At 54.8% G+C, this 20,035-nt stretch carries 20 protein-coding genes; 14 read left to right on the top strand and 6 right to left on the bottom strand.

Annotated elements, in window-relative coordinates; genetic code table 11:
• Nucleotides 1-72 precede the first annotated feature (72 nt).
• Complete coding sequence (locus ACXAEW_RS07415) at nucleotides 73-2,298, top strand: response regulator (RefSeq protein WP_474940715.1); 2,226 nt, start codon at nucleotides 73-75, stop codon at nucleotides 2,296-2,298.
• On the opposite strand, the gene yaaA is transcribed toward ACXAEW_RS07415, so the two are convergent.
• The 3 genes from yaaA to ACXAEW_RS07400 all read right to left on the bottom strand — a co-directional run bounded on the left by yaaA (nucleotide 2,295) and on the right by ACXAEW_RS07400 (nucleotide 5,536).
• Complete coding sequence (gene yaaA, locus ACXAEW_RS07410) at nucleotides 2,295-3,065, bottom strand: peroxide stress protein YaaA (RefSeq protein ID WP_474940714.1); 771 nt, start codon at nucleotides 3,063-3,065, stop codon at nucleotides 2,295-2,297. The genes ACXAEW_RS07415 and yaaA overlap by 4 nt on opposite strands.
• A gap of 33 nt (nucleotides 3,066-3,098) precedes the next feature.
• The gene (recQ, locus tag ACXAEW_RS07405; protein WP_474940713.1) at nucleotides 3,099-5,147 is read right to left on the bottom strand and encodes a DNA helicase RecQ; all 2,049 of its coding nucleotides are present in this window, start codon (nucleotides 5,145-5,147) and stop codon (nucleotides 3,099-3,101) included.
• Between the two features lie 98 nt (nucleotides 5,148-5,245).
• Entirely contained in the window at nucleotides 5,246-5,536 is a 291-nt protein-coding gene (locus tag ACXAEW_RS07400; protein WP_474940712.1) for a YggT family protein, read from the bottom strand.
• A gap of 133 nt (nucleotides 5,537-5,669) precedes the next feature.
• On the opposite strand from ACXAEW_RS07400, the gene ACXAEW_RS07395 reads away from it, so the two are divergent.
• The 9 genes from ACXAEW_RS07395 (at nucleotide 5,670) to idi (ending at nucleotide 13,183) form a co-directional block, all read left to right on the top strand.
• Complete coding sequence (locus ACXAEW_RS07395; RefSeq protein ID WP_474940711.1) at nucleotides 5,670-6,209, top strand: acyl-CoA thioesterase; 540 nt, start codon at nucleotides 5,670-5,672, stop codon at nucleotides 6,207-6,209.
• Between the two features lie 68 nt (nucleotides 6,210-6,277).
• A complete protein-coding gene (locus ACXAEW_RS07390; protein WP_474940710.1) occupies nucleotides 6,278-7,642 on the top strand; it encodes an MFS transporter in 1,365 nt (454 codons plus the stop codon).
• A gap of 50 nt (nucleotides 7,643-7,692) precedes the next feature.
• Nucleotides 7,693-8,508: a penicillin-insensitive murein endopeptidase gene (gene mepA, locus ACXAEW_RS07385; protein WP_474943000.1), complete on the top strand. Its 816-nt coding sequence runs from the start codon at nucleotides 7,693-7,695 to the stop codon at nucleotides 8,506-8,508.
• Nucleotides 8,481-9,392 carry an esterase-like activity of phytase family protein gene (locus ACXAEW_RS07380; RefSeq protein WP_474940709.1) on the top strand — a complete coding sequence of 304 codons (912 nt, stop codon included), beginning with the start codon at nucleotides 8,481-8,483 and terminating at the stop codon, nucleotides 9,390-9,392. Before mepA ends, ACXAEW_RS07380 begins: the two co-directional genes overlap by 28 nt.
• A 181-nt stretch (nucleotides 9,393-9,573) precedes the next feature.
• Complete coding sequence (locus ACXAEW_RS07375; RefSeq protein ID WP_474940708.1) at nucleotides 9,574-10,203, top strand: queuosine precursor transporter; 630 nt, start codon at nucleotides 9,574-9,576, stop codon at nucleotides 10,201-10,203.
• 292 nt (nucleotides 10,204-10,495) lie between these two features.
• The gene (gene arfB / locus ACXAEW_RS07370) at nucleotides 10,496-10,915 is read left to right on the top strand and encodes an alternative ribosome rescue aminoacyl-tRNA hydrolase ArfB (RefSeq protein ID WP_474940707.1); all 420 of its coding nucleotides are present in this window, start codon (nucleotides 10,496-10,498) and stop codon (nucleotides 10,913-10,915) included.
• Nucleotides 10,916-10,929: 14 nt separating this feature from the next.
• Nucleotides 10,930-11,961 (top strand): P1 family peptidase, encoded by a 1,032-nt coding sequence (locus ACXAEW_RS07365; RefSeq protein WP_474940706.1) that lies wholly within the window; start codon nucleotides 10,930-10,932, stop codon nucleotides 11,959-11,961.
• A gap of 112 nt (nucleotides 11,962-12,073) precedes the next feature.
• A complete protein-coding gene (locus tag ACXAEW_RS07360; RefSeq protein ID WP_474940705.1) occupies nucleotides 12,074-12,487 on the top strand; it encodes a c-type cytochrome in 414 nt (137 codons plus the stop codon).
• 165 nt (nucleotides 12,488-12,652) lie between these two features.
• Nucleotides 12,653-13,183 carry an isopentenyl-diphosphate Delta-isomerase gene (gene idi / locus ACXAEW_RS07355; RefSeq protein ID WP_474940704.1) on the top strand — a complete coding sequence of 177 codons (531 nt, stop codon included), beginning with the start codon at nucleotides 12,653-12,655 and terminating at the stop codon, nucleotides 13,181-13,183.
• Nucleotides 13,184-13,202: 19 nt separating this feature from the next.
• On the opposite strand, the gene panC is transcribed toward idi, so the two are convergent.
• The 3 genes from panC to ACXAEW_RS07340 form a co-directional block, all read right to left on the bottom strand.
• Nucleotides 13,203-14,054, bottom strand: coding sequence for a pantoate--beta-alanine ligase (panC, locus tag ACXAEW_RS07350; protein WP_474940703.1), 852 nt, complete (start codon nucleotides 14,052-14,054; stop codon nucleotides 13,203-13,205).
• Nucleotides 14,051-14,893 (bottom strand): 3-methyl-2-oxobutanoate hydroxymethyltransferase, encoded by an 843-nt coding sequence (gene panB / locus ACXAEW_RS07345; RefSeq protein WP_474940702.1) that lies wholly within the window; start codon nucleotides 14,891-14,893, stop codon nucleotides 14,051-14,053. The genes panC and panB overlap by 4 nt, the downstream gene beginning before the upstream one ends.
• Before the next feature lie 250 nt (nucleotides 14,894-15,143).
• Complete coding sequence (locus ACXAEW_RS07340; RefSeq protein ID WP_474940701.1) at nucleotides 15,144-16,265, bottom strand: acetoin utilization protein AcuC; 1,122 nt, start codon at nucleotides 16,263-16,265, stop codon at nucleotides 15,144-15,146.
• Between the two features lie 160 nt (nucleotides 16,266-16,425).
• Here ACXAEW_RS07340 and ACXAEW_RS07335 point away from each other — a divergent pair, with 160 nt between their 5' ends.
• The 4 genes from ACXAEW_RS07335 to ACXAEW_RS07320 all read left to right on the top strand — a co-directional run bounded on the left by ACXAEW_RS07335 (nucleotide 16,426) and on the right by ACXAEW_RS07320 (nucleotide 19,862).
• Nucleotides 16,426-16,938, top strand: a complete 513-nt coding sequence (locus ACXAEW_RS07335) for a GNAT family N-acetyltransferase (protein WP_474940700.1) — start codon at nucleotides 16,426-16,428, stop codon at nucleotides 16,936-16,938.
• A gap of 699 nt (nucleotides 16,939-17,637) precedes the next feature.
• Complete coding sequence (locus ACXAEW_RS07330; RefSeq protein ID WP_474940699.1) at nucleotides 17,638-17,901, top strand: type II toxin-antitoxin system CcdA family antitoxin; 264 nt, start codon at nucleotides 17,638-17,640, stop codon at nucleotides 17,899-17,901.
• 897 nt (nucleotides 17,902-18,798) lie between these two features.
• On the top strand, nucleotides 18,799-19,260 hold the full coding sequence (locus ACXAEW_RS07325) for a mobile mystery protein A (RefSeq protein WP_474940698.1): 462 nt from the start codon (nucleotides 18,799-18,801) through the stop codon (nucleotides 19,258-19,260).
• The gene (locus ACXAEW_RS07320) at nucleotides 19,257-19,862 is read left to right on the top strand and encodes a mobile mystery protein B (RefSeq protein WP_474940697.1); all 606 of its coding nucleotides are present in this window, start codon (nucleotides 19,257-19,259) and stop codon (nucleotides 19,860-19,862) included. Before ACXAEW_RS07325 ends, ACXAEW_RS07320 begins: the two co-directional genes overlap by 4 nt.
• Nucleotides 19,863-20,035: the final 173 nt, after the last annotated feature.

Raw genomic sequence — 20,035 nt, 5'->3', positions numbered from 1 at the left:
ACAGGGTCACATTTTGACCAAGGTCACATTGGTTTTTATCGCCTTCTGGCAAAGTTTTGGAGTTGCGCAGGGATGAGCCTTGCAAACCGGTTAGCAGAAGAACGGCGCGCAAGACTGGCCGCTGAGCGCTTGCTTGAGCTGAAGCAGGCGGAACTGACAGCTGCAAACCGCAAACTTGGGCGCCATGCTTTAGCGCTGACCAAACAAATTGGCGTCACCCAAGCAGAGGTTAAGACCGTCCGTTTCGAGAACGAGAAGGTCAAAAGCGATCTAACACAAGCCCACGAGAAAGTGGAACAGGCTGAACAACGGCTCTGGCACTCGATCCAAGCCTTCCAGGACGGGTTTGCCTTTTTTGACAATGACAGCAATCTGATTGGCGCCAATACTGCCTATTTGAACATTTTCGACGGGTTGGAAGAGGTCACACCAGGGATTTCCTACATCCGCATCCTTCAGCTATTGACTGACGAAGGATTGATCAACACGGGCGACATGCCGATGGGGGTCTGGCGCAAGATGATGACCGAGCGGTGGATGTCCGCCTCGCCTGAACCCGTAGTGGTACGGCTTTGGGATGACCGCTATCTGAAGCTGCTCGACCAGCGCGGCCACGGCGGAGATATGGTCAGTCTTGCGCTCGATATCACCACCACCGTTCAATATGAAGAAGAGCTGCGTACAGCACGCGAACGCGCGGAGGCGGCAAACAGGGCCAAATCGGCATTCTTGGCCAATATGAGCCATGAAATCCGAACGCCCATGAACGGCGTTGTGGGCATGGCAGAGCTTCTGGATGACACAGATCTTACCCCGGAACAAAGGCTCTACGCCAATACGATCAAAAACTCAGGCGAAGCCCTTCTGGTCATTATCAATGATGTTTTGGACTATTCCAAGATCGAGGCGGACAAGCTGGTCCTGCATCCAGAGCCTTTCAACCTGGAACAAAGTATTCACGAAGTGGCCACTCTGCTACAGCCATCGGCGCGTGACAAAGGCCTGTCAATCATGGTTGACTACGACCTGTTCCTGCCGTCCACCTTTGTCAGCGACCCGGGACGGATCCGGCAGATCCTGACAAATCTGGTGGGCAACGCGGTGAAGTTCACCACCAGCGGGCATGTGGCGCTGCGGGCAACCGGTGTTCCGACACCAGATGACAACAGCTGCGCCATCCATATCACCATCGAAGATACAGGCATCGGCATCCCCGAAGAAAAACAAGGGCATATCTTTGGGGAATTCAATCAGGTCGAAGACGAACGCAACCGAAAATTCGAAGGCACAGGGCTGGGTCTTGCCATAACCAAACGCCTGATCGAGCTGATGGGAGGCGAGATCTGGGTCGAAAGCGAAGAGGGCAAGGGATCCTGCTTTGGCTTCCGCCTTGTTCTTCCAATCTCCGAGCCCAAGACTGTGGCGGTGCCCAAACTGCCGGACACTTTGAAGCATGTTCTGATCATCGACGATCAGGACGCCAGCCGGGAAATTGTGGAAAAACAACTGCTTCAACTTGGCCTCGTGATCAACCGCGCGACAAACCGCGACGAAGCGCTGCACAGGCTGCAGTCCCGCGTCGATCTGGTGATTTGCGATTGCGATATGACGCAATCCGATGGTGTTACCTTGGCCAGGGAAATCCGGGCTGCGCACCCCCAGGTTCCCATGCTTGTGCTCAGCGCCTCCCCGAATGTTGTTGGCGACGAGGTTTTGCAAAACCTAGCCAATGCTGTGATAACCAAACCAGTGCCGCGTCTGGAGTTGTTCAAACAGCTCGCCGCAATCGGCAATGGGCAGCCATCTTCAGCAGCTGAACAGACCACGCCCTCCCCGGTCAACACGGTTTCGGTTGAAGTACAAAGCGGGGATGATCTGGCCCATGCAGCCGTTTCGGGAGCCGCCAAAATGCGGATCCTGGCCGCCGAAGACAACAAAACGAACCAGCTGGTATTCCGAAAGATGGTGAAAGAGCTGAACATTGACCTGCAGTTCGCCAACAATGGCGTCGAGGCGGTGCAGCAGTATCAGGACTTCAAACCAGACCTGATCTTTATGGATATTTCCATGCCGATCATGGACGGCAAGCAAGCCACAAGTGAAATTCGCCGGATAGAATCCACCACGGGGAAACATGTTCCAATTGTCGCACTGACAGCCCACGCAATGACCGGCGACAGCGAGGGAATCCTTGCCGCGGGACTCGATTTTTACCTCACCAAACCGCTGCGAAAGAACCTGATCCAAGAACGGATCGAGTTTCACCATCCAAAGACCACGCAGCCTTTGCGCGTTTAACCCTCGGCACGGCGCACAAAGACGGGCTTGTCAGGTTCAGACATCGCTGGTTGGTAGGCATAGCCGCCCGCGTCAAATTCCAACAGGCTTTGTGCTTCCTTCAGACGGTTTTGAATGATATACCGGGCCATCGCACCCCGGGCTCGTTTTGCATAAAAGCTGACGATTTTTGGGGTGCCCGCCTTGTCTTCCATGAAGACCGGTGTCACCACACGCAGGTTCAACGCATCCAGGTCAACCGCGCCAAAGTACTCCTGACTCGCACAATTGACCAGGACATTGCTTCCCGTCTCCTCAGCCTGCGCATTCAGCGCATCCGAGATCCGGCTTCCCCAGAATTCATACAGGTTTTTACCGTTGGGGTTCTTTAACCGGGATCCCATTTCCAACCGGTATGGCTGTATCCCATCCCGTGGCCGCAACACCCCGTAAAGACCGGACAGGATGCGGAAATGTCGCTGCGCCCAGTTCAATTCATCCTGATCAAGCGATGCAGCTTCCAACCCCTGATAGGTGTCTCCGGCAAATGCAAAAACAGCGTGGCGCAATTCCCTTTCATCAGGCTCAGGCGCAAAGCTGTGGAAACGGTCGTGGTTCAGCTGGGCGAGATTCTCACTGATGTGCATGAGTTTTTGCAAATCCGCGACACTCAAACCCCGAGCGACCTCTGCCAAAGCGATGGCCGCATCCTGAAACGCAGGCTTGGTCATGTCTCCGGCGCGTTCCGCCCAATCCAGCTTTTTGGCCGGTGATACAACTACCAACATCTCGGTTTATCCCTCTTTGATCCTTGGTCAGACCTAACCTGCGTCGCGCAAGACGTCCAGAAACGCCGCAGCGAAACGTTGCGCGCGACGCTCCCCCAGAAGTTTGTGCACGGCAAATTCATCGTTTGGGCGCAACTGCGCGACCTTTGCCAATATCGAAGCCGAACAGCTCAGTGGCTTGTCCAGGCCAGTTTCTCCTCGTGCCAGCCGTGCCTGCGCCTCCAAGAGCGCGTCATAGACATCCCCAACCCCGGAACTGGCAAGTTTACGACGTGCAGGGTGCATCTGTTCGGCTTCGCCAGTGATCACTGTCAAAAACGCGTCGCCATAACGGTCCAGTTTTTTGGCCCCTACCCCGTTAACTCGGGCCATCTCATCCAGAGACTGTGGACGTTTTTCAGCCATCTCAATCAACGTGCGGTCCGGGAATATCACATATGCCGGAACTTTTTGAACCTCGGCAAGCACGCGGCGTTTGGCTTTCAGCGCAGACAAGAGCGGCGCATCTTCTTCAGAGACCAGCGCTTTGACAGCCGGACGCCGAGTCGCCTTGGCAATAGTATCCCGGCGCAGATCTATCCCGGCCTGCCCCTTGAGGATCGGCAACGCCGCTTCGGTCATTCTCAGCGCTCCGTGGCGCTCCGGGTCGGGGCGCACCAGATCATGCCCCATCATCTGCCGAAACACGGCCTGCCATTCGCGCTTGTTGTATTCCTGACCACAGCCATAGACCGAAAGCTCATCATGGCGACGTTCGCGGATACGATCCGTTTTCTGGCCGGTCAGAATGTCGATCAGATGCCCGCTGCCATAGGTTTCTTCCGTACGCAGAATGGCCGACAGCGCCTTGCGCACGGCGGTAGTTCCGTCAAAAACCTCAACCGGCGCGTCACAAAGGTCACAATGGCCGCAAGGATCAACCGCTTCATCAAAATAGGACAAGAGGCTCTGGCGCCGACATTTCAAAGCCTCGGCCAGCCCCAACAGCGCATTGAGGCGCGCATGATCTGCAGTGCGCCGTTCGGGAGGGGCCAGCCCTTCGTCAATTTGCGACCGACGCAAACGAATGTCTTCCGCCCCATAAAGGGTCAGCGTCTCAGCCGGGGCGCCATCGCGACCGGCGCGGCCGATTTCCTGATAATAGGATTCGATTGATTTCGGCAGGTCTGCATGGGCCACCCAACGGATATCGGGCTTGTCGATGCCCATGCCAAAGGCCACGGTGGCCACCACAATCAACCCGTCTTCGCGGGCAAACCGGGTTTCCACAATACGGCGATCCTCGGCCTCCATCCCGCCGTGATAATGGCAGGCAGAATGTCCCGCTTCCCGTAAAGCCTGTGCAAGCCCCTCCGTCTTGGCTCGTGTTCCGCAATAAACAATGCCGGACTGCCCTTTGCGTGCGTCGGCAAAGTCCAGAATCTGGCGACGCGGGCCGTCTTTGGCTGCAAAAGCCAAGTGGATGTTAGGACGATCAAACCCCCGCAAGAAACTGCGCGGCGCCTCCCCGTCAAAGAGTTTTTGAACAATCTCTTCACGGGTTTCCTGATCCGCGGTTGCTGTAAAGGCTGCCAAAGGCACATCCAGCGCGCGGCGCAATTCCCCAATTCGCAAGTAGTCAGGGCGGAAATCATGGCCCCATTGGCTGACGCAATGGGCCTCGTCCACCGCGATCAGGCTGACGCCGATCCGTCGAAGCGTGCCCAGCGCCGCGCCCGAAGCCAGACGCTCCGGTGCCATATACAACAGCTTCAGCTGCCCCTGTTCGATGGCGTCCCAGACCGCTTCGGTCTCTTCTTCGGTATTGCCCGAGGTCAGCGCGCCTGCCGACACGCCCGCCTCCTGCAGGGCACGAACCTGATCACGCATAAGGGCAATCAGCGGTGAAATGACAACGGTAATGCCTTCCCGCATCAGCGCAGGAAGTTGAAAACACAATGACTTTCCGCCGCCCGTGGGCATGATGGCCAAAACGTTTTCACCATTGGCCACGGCCTCCACGATCTCCCCCTGACCGGGGCGAAAATCATCGAATCCAAAGATATCCCGCAAAAGCGGAGTGGCGCCTGTAGGGCCGGACATTCGGGCCTCGTGTTGTGAGAATTCTGCTCAGGTTTGAGCCACAATCTCACAAGGCGAATCGCGGTTCAAGGGTGCTCGACAGGCATTATGCGCCGCTATCAGCCAGCGAAACCGAATATCGTTGGCAAAATATATTGCCTCAGAGAGATTACAATCAGAAGCGCAACCAGAGGCGCAAGGTCAATCGGGTTGGTATTGGGCAATATACGCCGAAGCGGTTGATAAATTGGCTCCAACAACCGGTTTATGCCGTACCAAATCTGAGAGACCAATTGCTGATGCAGATTGAGGACCTGAAAATTTATGAGCCAGCTCATAATTATGTGCACAATCATGATTGTGTAAACTACGCCAAGCACAAGCTGCAGCGGCCCATAAATTGCCAACATCTGATGGTTTCCTCAATAACTCCATCCATCAGATAATCATGAGCATCTAATTGCGCAAGGTTTCCGCGAGGTCGCGGTTGACGACCGGTAAACTCATGGCATCACAGGCACAGGTTCATACAAGGAAAACGGCATGTATCCTGTTGTTCGCATGATCAAAGATCTGATTGTCGCCACTCGGCAACCGCCGCTTTCACTGCTGGATGAGCACCGATCAACCCATATCTGCTGGCCATGGGATCTGGATATCTGGCTGGAGCTGAACAACGGGCGGACCATGACGTTGTTTGACCTTGGACGCACGATGCTATCGCAACGGGTTGGTTTGATCCGCGTGCTACGCCAAAAACGATGGTCTGTCACAGTTGCTGGCACATCGGTTCGGTTTCGTAAGCGCATTCGCCTGTTTGAACGGATCGAGATGCGATCCGCCTGTGTCGGCTGGGACGACAAATTCATCTATGTCGAGCAGAGCATGTGGAAGGCAAATGGCGACTGCGCCAACCACGCGCTGCTTCGCACAGCCATAACGGACCACAATGGCATTGTCGCGCCCGACCGCCTGCTGGAGGCCTTGTGCGAAACTCTTTCACGCCCCGACCTGCCGAAATGGGTAGCAGCCTGGTGCAACGCAGAGTCAGAGCGCCCCTGGCCACCGAGAGTGACGCAATAGCCAGACAGGGTTGCCAGTCCGCCGCGCCAGGACCATAACAGCCCCAAGACCAACCTGAGGGCGGTGACATGAGTAAGATTTCTGCGCGCAAGCGCATTTGGGGTTGGTGGTTTTTTGACTGGGCCAGTCAGCCATATCACACATTGTTGATCACCTTTGTTTTCAGCCCCTTTTTTGCCGCCGTTGCGACTGATTACTTTATGGGGCTGGGCACCGAAACCGAGGCCGCTAAAGCGCAGGCACAGACATTATGGTCGGCCTGTATGACCCTGACCGGGCTGACGATTGGGCTGCTTGCCCCGTTTATCGGCGCAATGGCGGATGGGTCCGGGCGCAAACTGCCCTGGATCTTCGCTTTCTCAGGTCTCTATGTATTGGGCGCGTGCGGCCTTTGGTTCACCGATCCGGGTGGCAGCAACCTGTATCTGATGCTTGTCAGCTTTGGTCTGGGATTTATTGGCGCCGAATTTGCGGCGATCTTTGTGAACGCGCAACTGCCTTCGCTTGGAAAACGCGAGGATGTTGGAGCAATTTCAGGCTCTGGCTTTGCCTTTGGCTATCTAGGCGGCGTGATCTCCCTGTTCATTATGCTGTTGCTGTTTGTGGAAGAGAGCAATGGCAAGACATTGATCGGCCTCGACCCCATTCTGGGACTGGACGCATCTGCACGTGAGGGCACACGTGCCGTTGGCCCCATCGTGGCGCTGTGGTTTGCCCTCTTTATGATCCCCTATGCCATGTGGGTCAGAGAGAAGCCCCAAAGTGGACAACGTGTCAGCCCAAGCGCCGCAATTGCCAAGGTGATTGCTTCGATCAAAGCGCTGCGTCAGCGGAAAAGCCTCGCAGCATTTTTGGCCGGCTCTATGCTCTATCGCGATGCGCTGAACGGGCTTTATACGTTTGGTGGCGTCTATGCGCGACTGGTGCTGGAGTGGGAGATCACCCAGATCGGGGTCTTTGGAATAGTCTCAGCCATTTCCGCCGCAGCCTTCAGCTGGCTTGGTGGACTTGCCGATCGCCGGTTTGGTCCGAAACCCGTAATCGTACTTGCAATTTTGGTTCTGATGGTGGTTTGCGGTGTCATTGTGGGCATGTCTCGAGACCATATTTTTGGCATCGCACTGGCAGACGGCTCAACCCTTCCGGACACTGTCTTCTTTGCCTGCGGCGTCTTAATCGGCGGTTTTGGGGGCATCCTGCAAGCCACCAGCCGCAGCCTGATGGTGCGCCACACGGACCTAAAAGCCGCGGCCGAAAGTTTCGGCCTCTATGGGTTATCGGGGCGTGCAACGGCCTTTCTTGCGCCACTCTTGATCGGGATTGCCACAACTCTGAGCGAAAGCGCGCGGCTTGGCATTACACCTTTAATTGGGCTCTTTTTCCTGGGGCTTCTTCTGCTACGGTGGGTCCGAGCAGAAGGAGATCAGGTTTGAAAACAGCACTTGCCTCTTTAATCATTTTTATCAGTTTCATCAGTTCGGCAATGGCCGAGACCCCGGCAAAACAGCTGTTCGGCGCCAAGGCTGAAGGGTCAGAACAACGTCCAGCCCCGTTTGGCTCATACGCCAAAGGATGTGTTGCCGGCGCGGTTGAACTGCCTGAGACAGGCCCGACCTGGCAAGCCATGCGGCTGTCTCGCAACCGGAACTGGGGACATCCAGAGACCATTGACTTCATTGAGGATCTCAGCCGGTTTGCCGCGCGCCAAAAGGGCTGGAATGGGCTCTATATCGGCGACATAAGCCAACCCCGTGGCGGGCCGATGCTATCGGGACACCGCAGCCACCAAATTGGTCTGGACATCGACATATGGATGCGCCCGGCGGACCGGCTGAACCTGTCGCGAAACAGTCGTGAAAACATCTCGTCCATATCCATGCGGCGCGCCAATGGTGCCTACGTAAACAGCAGCTGGACCCGTCAGCATCACGCAATCCTCAAGGCAGCGGCCAAGGATAAGCGGGTGGCGCGTATCTTTGTTTTCCCCGGTGCCAAAGTGCAAATGTGCAACGATGAAAAAGGCGACCGCCGCTGGCTGCGCAAAATTCGGCCCTGGTGGGGACATCACTATCATTTCCACGTCCGTCTGGCCTGCCCAAAAGGGGCCAAGGGCTGTGTTGACCAAGCCGCCCCACCAAAGGGCGATGGCTGCGCAGATGCTCAAAGATGGGTCAATGACATTCTGAACCCGCCCCCGCCAGAGCCCGTTGACCCGAATGCCCCAAAGCCTAAACCCAGACGTGATTACACCCTTTCGGATTTGCCCCAACAATGCGCCGCCGTTTTGCAGTCAAAATAATTGTTCCTGTCACCATAGCTGCCTGCTTGGCGGTGGCAGCCTATGCGGCAGGTCGCGCGGACCTCGAACAGAGTCCTGCCCGCTTCCTCAGCAGCTATGAATTGAGTGCCAAGGCGAAATGGTTTGGCGGCTTCTCGGCCATTGTCTTGGGTCCTAACGGGCGTAATGTCTTTGTCCTCACGGACCGTTCAGATCTGGTCTCCGGCCAGATCGCGCGAACGGACGGCAAAATCACACATGTTTCCTTTGATAAACACTCACATTTGCGAAACACGCGTGGGCAAGCCATGGTCAGTGACCGAGATTCCGTTGACAGTGAAGGACTGGCCTTGGGCTCAGATGGCACGATTTTTGTATCCTTTGAAGGGCGCGCCCGTGTCAGCCGTTATGCGACTGCCGATGCCGCTGCTGAGGATTTGCCACGCCCAAAAGCGTTCACAGCGTTTCGTGATAACAAGGCGCTGGAAGCTTTGGCAGTGGACGGGGCGGGACAACTCTATACGCTTCCGGAAAACGCCCCGGGCGACGCATACCCCGTCTGGATTTGGACGGGTACCGACTGGCAGCAACCGTTTTCAATTCCCAAGGATCGTGGTTATCTGCCGGTTGGTCTGGACATCGGTCCGGACGGTCGGTTTTACCTGCTGGAGCGTAAGTTCGTCATTGTTGGATTCCGTAGCCGCTTGCGCCGTTGGGACCTGACCCCAAAAGGCCTGAGAAATGAAACACAGTTGGTTGCAACGTCGATCGGTACGCATGACAATCTGGAAGGCCTGTCAGTTTGGCGCGCTGAAGACGGGAAATTGCGCGCAACAATGGTGTCCGACAACAACTTTATGCCCTTTCAGCGTAGCGAGCTTGTTGAATATCTCCTGCCCGAGTGAGACAACGCCCGCAGCGCGCCCTGCGCGCTGCCCAGCCCAACGGGAGCGGACTTTTTTCAAAAGTCCTCGCGACGGGCGGGAGCACACCAGTTGATTTTATCCACAATGCCGGTTAATGGCACGGATCGGTTGCATTTAGCAGCCCAAGTCTCCGAAACCTTGCTAAAACGGATCCTTATTTATGTCTCGCACCTACCTGCCCGGCATCGCCGCGATGGCTGCCATTGTTGTCGCTTCCAATGTTCTGGTTCAATTCCTATTTGGGAGCTGGTTGACTTGGGGAGCTTTCACCTACCCGCTGGCGTTTCTGGTCACCGATGTGATGAATCGCATTTACGGCGTGTCAGCCGCACGCAAAGTGGTATTTGCAGGTTTTGTAACCGGTGTGATCTGCTCGTTGATTGGCAGCCAGATCATGCTGGAATTTGGTCCGGCTGTTCCCCTACGTATCGCGATCGCCTCTGGAACCGCATTTCTGGTTGCTCAATTGACGGATGTCGCGATTTTTGACCGCTTCAAATCGGGGATTTGGTGGCGCGCGCCCCTGATCTCGACCTTGGTCGGCTCGGCTCTGGATACTGCGCTGTTCTTCAGCATCGCATTTTCCGCGTCGGTGACTCTTTTTGGCACAGACGCCGACGCCGCCATTAATTGGTCCTGGGAAGCCGTTCCCTTTATGGGAGGCGGTGCCTTGATGCCGCTTTGGGTCTCGCTCGCCTTTGCGGATTGGTGCGTAAAACTTGCCCTTGCGTTAGTCGCACTTGTTCCTTTCCGCATCATCGTGGGGCGCTTTACGCAAAACGCCACATGATTTTGTTTTGACATCTATCCAATCTGTGGCACGCTACTCTTACGCGTAACATTCAGAAAGGAGGTGCTCTAGTGTCTATTGAGAACTTGGAGATCGGTGTCGGAACAGTTCGGGAGGCACAAGGCTAGGGCAGCCCTTAGCTGAGTTTAACCCTGAATTGGTGACCGCCTAACCGGCGCACCTCCGAATACTCAAGAAGGGCTGTTCGTTGCGCTATTTCGAACAGCCCTTTTGTATTGCCCCTTATCACAGCGGTCATATCGCGGCATAAACCGCGCAAAGGACCACGACCATGCTGCGCATTTCAGATCATATTTCACTGCAAGACTGGGAACTGACCGAGCAGTTCATCCGGGCATCCGGTCCAGGTGGGCAGAATGTGAACAAGGTTTCAACTGCTGTAGAACTGCGATTTGAAGCTGAACGCTCTCCCTCCCTGCCTCCGGCCGTTAAGAAACGCCTACGGCGATTGGCCGGACGGCGTTGGACCAAAGAAGGGGCGCTGATCCTGTTTTGCGATGAGACCCGCAGCCAGGCACGCAACCGTGACTTGGCGCGAGAGCGTCTGGTGGAGCTGATCCAGAAAGCTCTGGTTGCCCCCAAACGCCGCATTGCAACAAAACCCACACGGGGATCAGTTCAACGCCGCCTTGAAGCCAAAAAGCAGCGGGCAGAGGTGAAAACCATGCGCGGCCGTGTGCAAGACGATTGAGCGCAGGAGAATCGATGAAGCCCGGCCCCAAGAACCTTTTGACTGACATACCAGGTCTTCTGGTCGGGAACGCCCAGGATCACAGGCTAAAATCCGGCACAACTGTGGTTACTGCGAATAGGCCGTTCACAGCCTCGGTTCACGTCATGGGCGGAGCCCCTGGAACACGTGAAACAGATCTGTTGGCGCCAGATAAATCCGTTTCCAAGGTAGATGCGCTGGTTCTTTCCGGCGGGTCTGCCTTTGGGCTTGATGCCTGTTCTGGTGTGATGGACGGGCTTCATGCGGCGGGGCGGGGCTTTCGGCTGGGGCCGACGGTTATTCCTATCGTTCCCGGCGCAATACTCTTTGACCTGTTAAACGGGGGCGACAAATCTTGGGCAGAAAACCCATATCGCTCCTTAGGACGGGCAGCTTTTGAGGCTGCTGACGACAGTTTTGAAATCGGCAGCACCGGCGCGGGCTGTGGCGCCACCACCGCAACGTTAAAAGGGGGACTCGGCTCTGCCTCTCTGGTGCTGGAGAGTGGCGTCACTGTTGCAGCACTGGTGGCCGCCAATCCAATGGGTTCTGTGACCACACCCGGTGAACGGCATTTTTGGGCTGCACCCTTTGAAATTGATGCAGAATTCGGAGGCCTTGGCCCCGATCCGGCATCCGGTTTGGGGCGTGATCTAGACAGTCGTAAACTGCGCGCGATGCGCAAGTTGATTGACGGTCCGGAAGGTGATCGCGCCAATACAACGATTGCAATAGTGGCAACGGACGCAGCCCTTTCAAAAGCACAATGTCTTCGGCTCGCGACGGCTGCACATGACGGGATCGCGCGCGCGATCGTTCCGGCCCATACACCTGTTGATGGCGACTTGGTCTTTGCCCTGTCAACTGCGCGTGTCGATCTGGATGACGCCGACCAATCCCTGGCAGACCTGTGCCATGCATCATCTCTGTGCCTCAGCCGTGCAATTGCCCGCGCCATTTACCACGCACAACCGGTAAACGGTGACCTCCTGCCAAGCTGGCAGAAAGCTGCACAAAACCGATAGGGCAGATTGTCCCGATCACGGTGATGCGACAATTTCGCGACCATCGTCGCGTTGACTCCGGCACGTCAGAAGCTCTTTAAGAATGCAGCCGGATTTACTGGAGCAAGCTGAAATGAAACGAATTTTGACAGTCGCTGGAATGATCATGCTAGCCACCCCCGCTGCCTTTGCCGGGGACGCCGCAAAGGGAGAGAAAGGCTTTAAGAAATGCAAAGCCTGCCACATGATCGTGTCGGACGCAGGTGAAACCATTGTCAAAGGTGGCAAGACCGGTCCCAACCTTTATGGCGTTGCGGGGCGCACTCTGGGTACTGCCGCAGACTTTAAATACAGCGCGTCCATGGTCGCAGCTGGCGAGGCGGGCGCTGTTTGGGACGCAGAAAATTTTGCAGCCTTTACTGCAGACCCCAATGGCTTCTTGAAAGAGGTCACGGGTGACGGTTCTGCAAAATCGAAAATGTCCTTCCGCCTGAAAAAGGGTGCTGAGGATATATATGCCTATCTGGAAAGCGTCGTGGCTGAGTAAGCTCGTCACATGACGGTGGCGCAAGTGCCGCAAACGGAATGAAAGAAAAGCCGCGACCACTGGCCGCGGCTTTTATAGTGCAAGATTGGCACTTTGCCTGTTACTGTACTTCTCTAAAATGGTCTAAACGGCCTTGCGCGAACACTTTTTGGACATGACTTGCAGATGAGCCATCTGATCCCAGCCTGGGTAAATGGAGAATTGCAACCCGTCGAAAAGCTTGCAGCCCATGAACAGGGGCTGCGGCACAAAGCAGTATCGGTTTTTGTCGTAAAATCCGGGAAGATCCTGATGCAACGGCGTGCGCTTGGAAAATACCATACTCCGGGCCTATGGGCGAACAGCTGCTGCACCCACCCCAAATGGGGTGAAGAGCCTGTTGTCTGTGCCATGCGCCGCTTGCGCGAGGAACTCGGGATCTCGGGCCTGTACCCCGAGTTTCGTCACAGGCTCGAATACCGGGCTGACGTTGGTAGCGGAATGGTAGAACATGAAGAGGTCGATGTTTTCCTTGCGCACGCCCATCGGCCGATCAACGTCACTCTTAACCCAGACGAGGTGATGGAAACCCGCTGGGTCGACTACCACGACCTGCAGGCCGAGGTACGCCGCCATCCGGAGCGCTTTACGCCATGGCTCAAAATCTATTTGGCAGAATACGCCAATGTGATCTTTGGTCCCGATCTGCAGATCTGAACCAGGAAATCACATCGCCCTAACGTCCGGAAACTGCAATATTGTCGATCAACCGGACGCCGTCTAACCAAGCTGCAGCCAAAAGGCGTGCAGGTCGCTGGTGTCCGCTGACAGGTTCAAGGGTTTCGGCGCAGCGCAATTCAAAATATTCAACGTCACCAAATCCTGCCTCGGCCAACTGCGCCTTGGCTTGCGCCTGCAACTTCAACCACTCTTGCCCATCCGCGACTTTGGCTGCGGCTGCTGTCATGACCTCGTGAAGTAACGCCGCCTGTGCGCGCGCCGCCGGGGAAAGGCGCATATTTCGAGAGGACATTGCCAGTCCTGAAGGCTCTCGAACGGTTGGGCAACCAATAATCTGGACAGGAATATTCAAATCCCGTGCCATCCGGCGAACCAGCAAGAGCTGCTGATAGTCTTTCTCTCCAAAAAACGCTTTGTGAGCGCCCGTCATCAAGAACAGCTTGGCAACAACTGTAGTCACCCCATCAAAATGGCCGGGACGAAATGCACCTTCCAACATGTCGCTGACGCCACTGACCGAGACCGTCGTTGCATAGCCATCCGGATAGATTTCCTCCGCCTCGGGCACAAAGACAACATCCACATCAAACGGCGCAAGCCTGGCCGCATCGGCATCTTCAGTCCGGGGATACTTGGCCAAGTCTTCCGGGCTGTTGAACTGCTTTGGATTTACAAAAATGGTTACAATCACACGATCGCACGTTGCCTTGGCTTCTTTGACCAGAGAGAGGTGGCCGTCATGCAACGCACCCATTGTCGGCACCACACCAACTGTCTCACCTGATCTGATCCACTTGCCGTGCAACGCACGCAGGTCTGACAACGCACGCAGAATCTGGGCAGTCATGCTTTTGGGCTTTTCTTATTTGGGGCTTCATCAGCGAACACATGTTCAGCCGCCGGAAACCTGCGCGCACGGACCTCCGCCGCATATTCAGCTATGGCGGCCTCGGCAGACGGACCCAGATCCGCATAGCGCTTCACGAATTTAGGTTTGAATGCGGTGAAGAAACCAAGCATGTCGTCCACAACCAGAATCTGCCCGTCACAACCGGCGGAAGCGCCAATTCCAATTGTTGGAATGGCAATCTCCTGTGTGATTTCATTTGCCAAACTCTCTGGCACTTTCTCAAGAACCACTGAGAATGCGCCTGCGGTCTCAACTGCCCGTGCATCGGCCAGTACCTGATCAGCAGCATCATCGCGACCCTGCACTTTGTAGCCACCAAGGGTATTGATTGACTGCGGCGTGAGCCCAATATGCGCCATCACAGGAATTCCACGCTGCACAATAAAGCGAATGGTCTCTGCCATTTCGACGCCGCCTTCGAGCTTGACCGCAGCTGCGCCTGTTTCGCTCATCAATCTTGCCGCATTGCGAAATGCCTGGGTTGGGCTCTCTTCGTACGAGCCAAATGGCATATCAATCACCATCATGGCGTTGCTCAACCCACGGGCGACGGCTTGCCCGTGCATTATCATCATTTCCATGGTCACCGACAGGGTCGACGTCAGACCGTGCAAGACCATTCCAACACTGTCCCCGACGAGGACAAAGTCGCAATGCGCATCCATCAGGCTGGCCATCGGCGTGGTATATGCCGTCAGACTCACAAGGGGCTCTTTGCCTTTGCGGGCACGAATGTCTTCGGCATTCGGAGCTTTTTTTCGGGCCGTCGCGCTCATTGGCGGTCCTCCAGTCGGCTGCAGTTGGCGAGACCTATCAATTTAATGCGCTTATTGCCAGTGGTTCAAACGTCGCCCCTGCTGCACTGCGGCAAAATCTCTTCTAAGCCAACCACCCGAAAACTTGATAAATGAGTGAATTCTTTCAGTGCCTTGCGAAACCCAGGGGACACCACGGCTCTGCGGCTGGCACGTTCCCGAAAGGTTTCCGTATTAATACGGGTCCCCATTTTCATAAAAGCGCCGGATGTTAGTCCAGTTTCAGCGTGGATTTCAGATACGCAATTCGGTCAGAAACCTCCAACCGGATTGGGCCATGTCGTGGCGTGTCACTAAGAGTTGTGAACCAATGCTCTGGCGGGTTTCTCCCCAGCCGGTGGCCGTTGAATTTTAAGGCACGCAGAACATTCTGCGCCTCTTGAGGCAAAATGTCCGGGATAACAAAACCGTTCAATGTCCCCCATAACCCTGTCCACAAACGCGCCACAGACCAAGGGTTATATCCACCTCCCCCCAACACGAGAAGGCGTGGAGATATGCCAACAATACGCTCCAGAAATTCCCAATGCGCGTTATTCGAAAGGGCCAGATGTGCCAACGGATCTTCGAGGACGGCATCCGCACCACATTGCAACACGATCGCATCCGGTTCAAACCGCGTGAGCAAGGGCAGAACCAGACCTTCCCGTGCCAAAGCCATTTCGCTGTCGTTAAATCCTCGCGGCACAGGCAAGTTGACCGCAGAGCCGCCGGCCGTATCTGTAAGTCTTCCGGTCCTTGGCCAAAGGTTCTCTTCGTGGATGGAAATCATCAGAACATTCGGGTCCCCATGAAAACCAGCTTCGACCCCATCTGGGTGATGCGCGTCGATATCAACATAGGCAATTCGACGCGCTCCGTGATGACGCAGAGACAGAATGCCAAGAACGGGATCATTCAAATAGCAAAATCCATTTGCGCGATCCGGCATCCCATGATGGGTTCCCCCAGCGGGTGAGAAAACCGTTCCACCCTGTGATAAAAGCTCACCCGCAAGGATCGACGCCCCGGCAGACGTCGCAGGACGCCTGAACATTTCAGAAAACACCGGGTTTGAATGCGTTCCCAACTGATGTCGAGACCGCACTTTCTCTGACACCTCCTGGGTTTTCTCAGCCTTTTGCAAAGCATCAATATACTCCTCTGCATGCCATTGATGCAGGGCGGATGGTTTGGCCCGAGGCGAGCGAATGAATACATCGGTAGGCAACCAGCCGAGTGCTCTGGAGAGATCCATAACCGTAGAAACACGCGGCACTCGCAACGGATGAGAGCTTCCATAGCTGGAAAGCCGGTAAATTTCATGTCCGATAAAAATTGGGCGTGTGTTCATAGTTGTGGTCTAGCGCCAGACTGCGCGCTCCCAAAGGCATTCTACATGGAAGATTAAAGGTCTTCGGTCACGATTTATACCACAGAGAGAATCGCCCAGTGCCCTGCATAAATTCAGGCTCCTTTGAACCAAAAGACTGAAGGGATCAGAAGTTATCAATATGTGGGCTCCACAGACAAAAAGTTGGACGGATAGCCTGGCGCCGCAAGTGACCTTGCAGACGGTCACAGATAGTGAGCACTGCCGGTTCTTGCCTGTTTTGTCTCGCTATTTGTCCGAGATCGCTCCTGAAAGCCGTCTCAACGCCTTCCAAAAGGCACGGCGTGTTTTGAACCGCGACGACCACAGCACGTTCTGGATAAAGCAAAAAGGCCGAACGATTGGATTTTGCATAGTTCTGCTTCTGCCCGAGGGTCAGAAAGAACTGTCCGACTTCACCATTTTCCCGGAACACCGCAGATGCGGTTCAGGCTATGCCGCCTTTGAAACCCTATTGCGGCGGTTTCCCGGGCGATGGCGTTTGGGCGTTTCTGAATCCTCTGAAAGTGCGACATCTTTCTGGGGAACATGTCTCAGCGCGTCGCCTGTCGTCTCGGATCTACAAACCGGCGCTCCCTTCACACCCCATCAAGCCAAGAGTTTTAGCTTTCAGTCGCTGACTGACACTCCGTAAGCTTGCAACGCCCCTTAAACAAAGAATGCCCCGCATTGGCAGGCGGGGCATTCTTATCACATTGTCCAAAGGGGGCGAACCGTCGAGCTCCTTGGTTTCTGGAAGGTCTGTAGGACGTCGCGAACGCGTTCGCGGCAGCTTCCGTAATACAAACAAAATTTCCGCAGAAGGCACCCAAAGTAATTCGCGCTGGATTCCCAAAAGAATTCGCGAAGCTCTCATAATGGTTCGTTCGGTTGGCCTTCAAAAAAGGCATTTCTCGACTCGGCGAAACGAACCCGTATCCTAAGATTTTGATAGCAAAATCAGTGACTTTTGGGAAGCGCGAAATTTGGGCTCAAAATCGAGAATTTCGGCGTAATTTTTGCCTGGCGGGAAGGCGTGATCGGCAGATTCCGATGTCAGCGATGCCCTCGTTGCCACTTTTTTGACCCACAGCAGCAAATGTAGGGCAACTTCTTACCCCACAAAGTATTTGTTGTAGGGTAGGCAACTTCCCGTCGATGCGCACGAAGTTGACCTTCGCTCACCTCAACACAGATCTTGTCGTCAAATAGGCAGGCGCAGGCTGCGCCGAACTCAAATGCACGCAAGTTTCTCCTTCAAGCATGAACTGTCAGAGCGTGCGATTTCTGGCGCTGGATCCTTCAAAAAGGTAGTATGGTGCCGTCTCATGGCTTCAAAGTGGAGTGCGTCTAAATGGTAGATACGAGAAAGCGGAATACCAATCTGCCTGTTGTTGCTGAGTTACTTGATCGAGCGACCGATCTGGGAGTCAATGTGCCCGAAGTGAATGAGACGAATTTGATGAAGGCGGCTGCCGAGGCTCGACGCCAGAAATGGCTTGATGAAAACGCCAAGGCTTTTTCGGAACATTCCGACTGGCACGAGCGCAATGGCCACCCGCTTGTCGACCTCATTGAGGCGCCAGGAGGTTCCACGTGGTCCACTGACCTGCCATGAGCCTACGTCTTCTCGTTTCCTGGGGCTTTGGTGCCGTGTTCTCGAAGACGATGGTAGGGGGCGTTTTCCAGAAATCTCTTTACGCGGTCAGGGTCGTCGATTGGCTCGCTCCCTGAAGTTCTGACCAAGTGACGCAAATACTGGAGAATAGCCGCTGTGATCAGCAGCACGCATACGCTGAATGCGATTTCGAAGCTTGTCATTTTCCGGCCTCCTGTAGCAGATGATGGGGCGCGCCTTTGACGATCTCGTGGATGTTGGGGGCTGGCCTGAGACGCGATTTCCACGAAAAGATGGCGCCGAATGCAATCCCCGAGCTCACACACCCAATCAAAATCACTGTTTCAATGTCCATTTAGCTATTCCCGCACACTGTGGGTATTTATGCAAGTTGGGGCGAGAGCGTTCATATCGCTTTTGCGCTGTGACAATGAGAACTGCTACAGTCCACGCATGAAGGAGAAGTCTTTCAAATTCTCTGAGCGCTCGGAAGAGAAAGCTCGCAGCAGAGCTGAAGATTTGCGAAGGCTCGAAAACAGCGAGGTATCCGCTGTTAATCTTAGGCGCGAGAACGCCTTTGTGAAGAGCGGCGGCTTCGCCGGCAGGAAGATTGGCTTCTCGAAGAAACACCCACCCGAGAATGGAGACCGCTGGTATTCGCCAGATGGTCGGGTGCGCAGAGCTGATGGCTCCGTTGAGTGGATCGGTCCAGCGAGAAAACGTTAGGTGTTTCGTATCTTTCACTGCACGACTTGAGCGAGAAAACGTAACTCAAAAGTTACATTATCTTGATTTATCGTGCTCTATAAGATACGAAACCGGTGAAAATCGTAGCTTATAAGCTTCTAATTTTTCGCCTACCGTGCCATTCAAGGCACGCATTATCGGAATGCCAGAATGAGAAACGTTAAGAGCACCGTGAGACGTAGGAATGTCGAGCTGATCGACTTCGCAAGCTCGACAATGAGCAATGCACCAAGTCGCAGAGGATGGATCGAGAGGTTCAGAGTGGCGTTGGGGATGAGCATCACCGATCTTGCCGAACGTGTAGGTGTCTCCAGACCTTCCGTCTCGAAACTGGAGTCGAGAGAAAAAGACGGTTCTATTACTATCAAACAAATCGACAAAGTTGCCGAGGCCATGGGTGGGAAGCTTGTTTATGCGATTATCCCCGCCGAAGGAAAGATGGATGATATCGTCATGAACCAGGCACGTAAAAGGGCCAAGCGGATCATCAAACGAACAAGAGCACATATGGCTCTTGAGGCACAATCTGAAGGCTTGCAAAGTCAGGAAGAAGCAATCGAGGAACTCGCCGAAGAAATGGCAAGAGAAATGGCGCGTGACTTCTGGAAATGACAGACATTCTGAATCAGCCAGAAGGCGCAACGCCGCTCACTGCGGACGAGCTTCAAGGGCTGAAACTCCCAGGGATAACGACGCATGGCGAGCTCAACGAAGTTGAAGCCGTCAATATTGAGCAAGGACTCAGGTGGCTTGACCGTCGGCCGAGAGGGTTCGATCTCCTGACCGACGAATCTGCAAAAGAGATCCACCGGCAGCTATTTGGCGATGTCTGGACTTGGGCGGGTGAATACCGTTTGACAGAGAAGAACATCGGAGTGCAGGTCTGGCACATCTCGACGGAGATGCGATACTGCCTGGACGACGCCAGGGTTTGGCTCGAAAACGAGGTCTATGAACCAGCCGAGGCAGTCGCTCGCTTTCACCACCGACTTGTCAGCATCCATCCATTCCCGAACGGCAACGGACGTTGGTCCAGGATTATGGCAGATGAGCTGCTGCGTCGAATAGACGATGATCTTTTCCTCGACTGGTCGGGGGGAGGTAGCCTTCAAAGCGATAATGACCATCGTCGACACTATATTGACGCACTTCGCGCGGCAGATGGCTATGAGTTCGATCCCTTGATCGACTTTGTAGCGGCTTCAATTTCATAATCATTGCCGTAAGTTTTCGACGATGAATCCTTGGACTGAAACTCAGAGACTGCAGAACAAATTTTCAGAATAGAAAATGGCTTTCCGAAGCCCGGAGATCATTCAACATTTGCTGTCAGTGGCTGTATCTATAGCCAGCGTTTTTGAACCATTTTGAGTTGCTCGCATTGACA

The sequence above is a fragment of the Epibacterium sp. ABZ3_068 genome (genome assembly GCF_056159265.1).
This window is presented reverse-complemented; position numbering and strand designations above follow the sequence as displayed.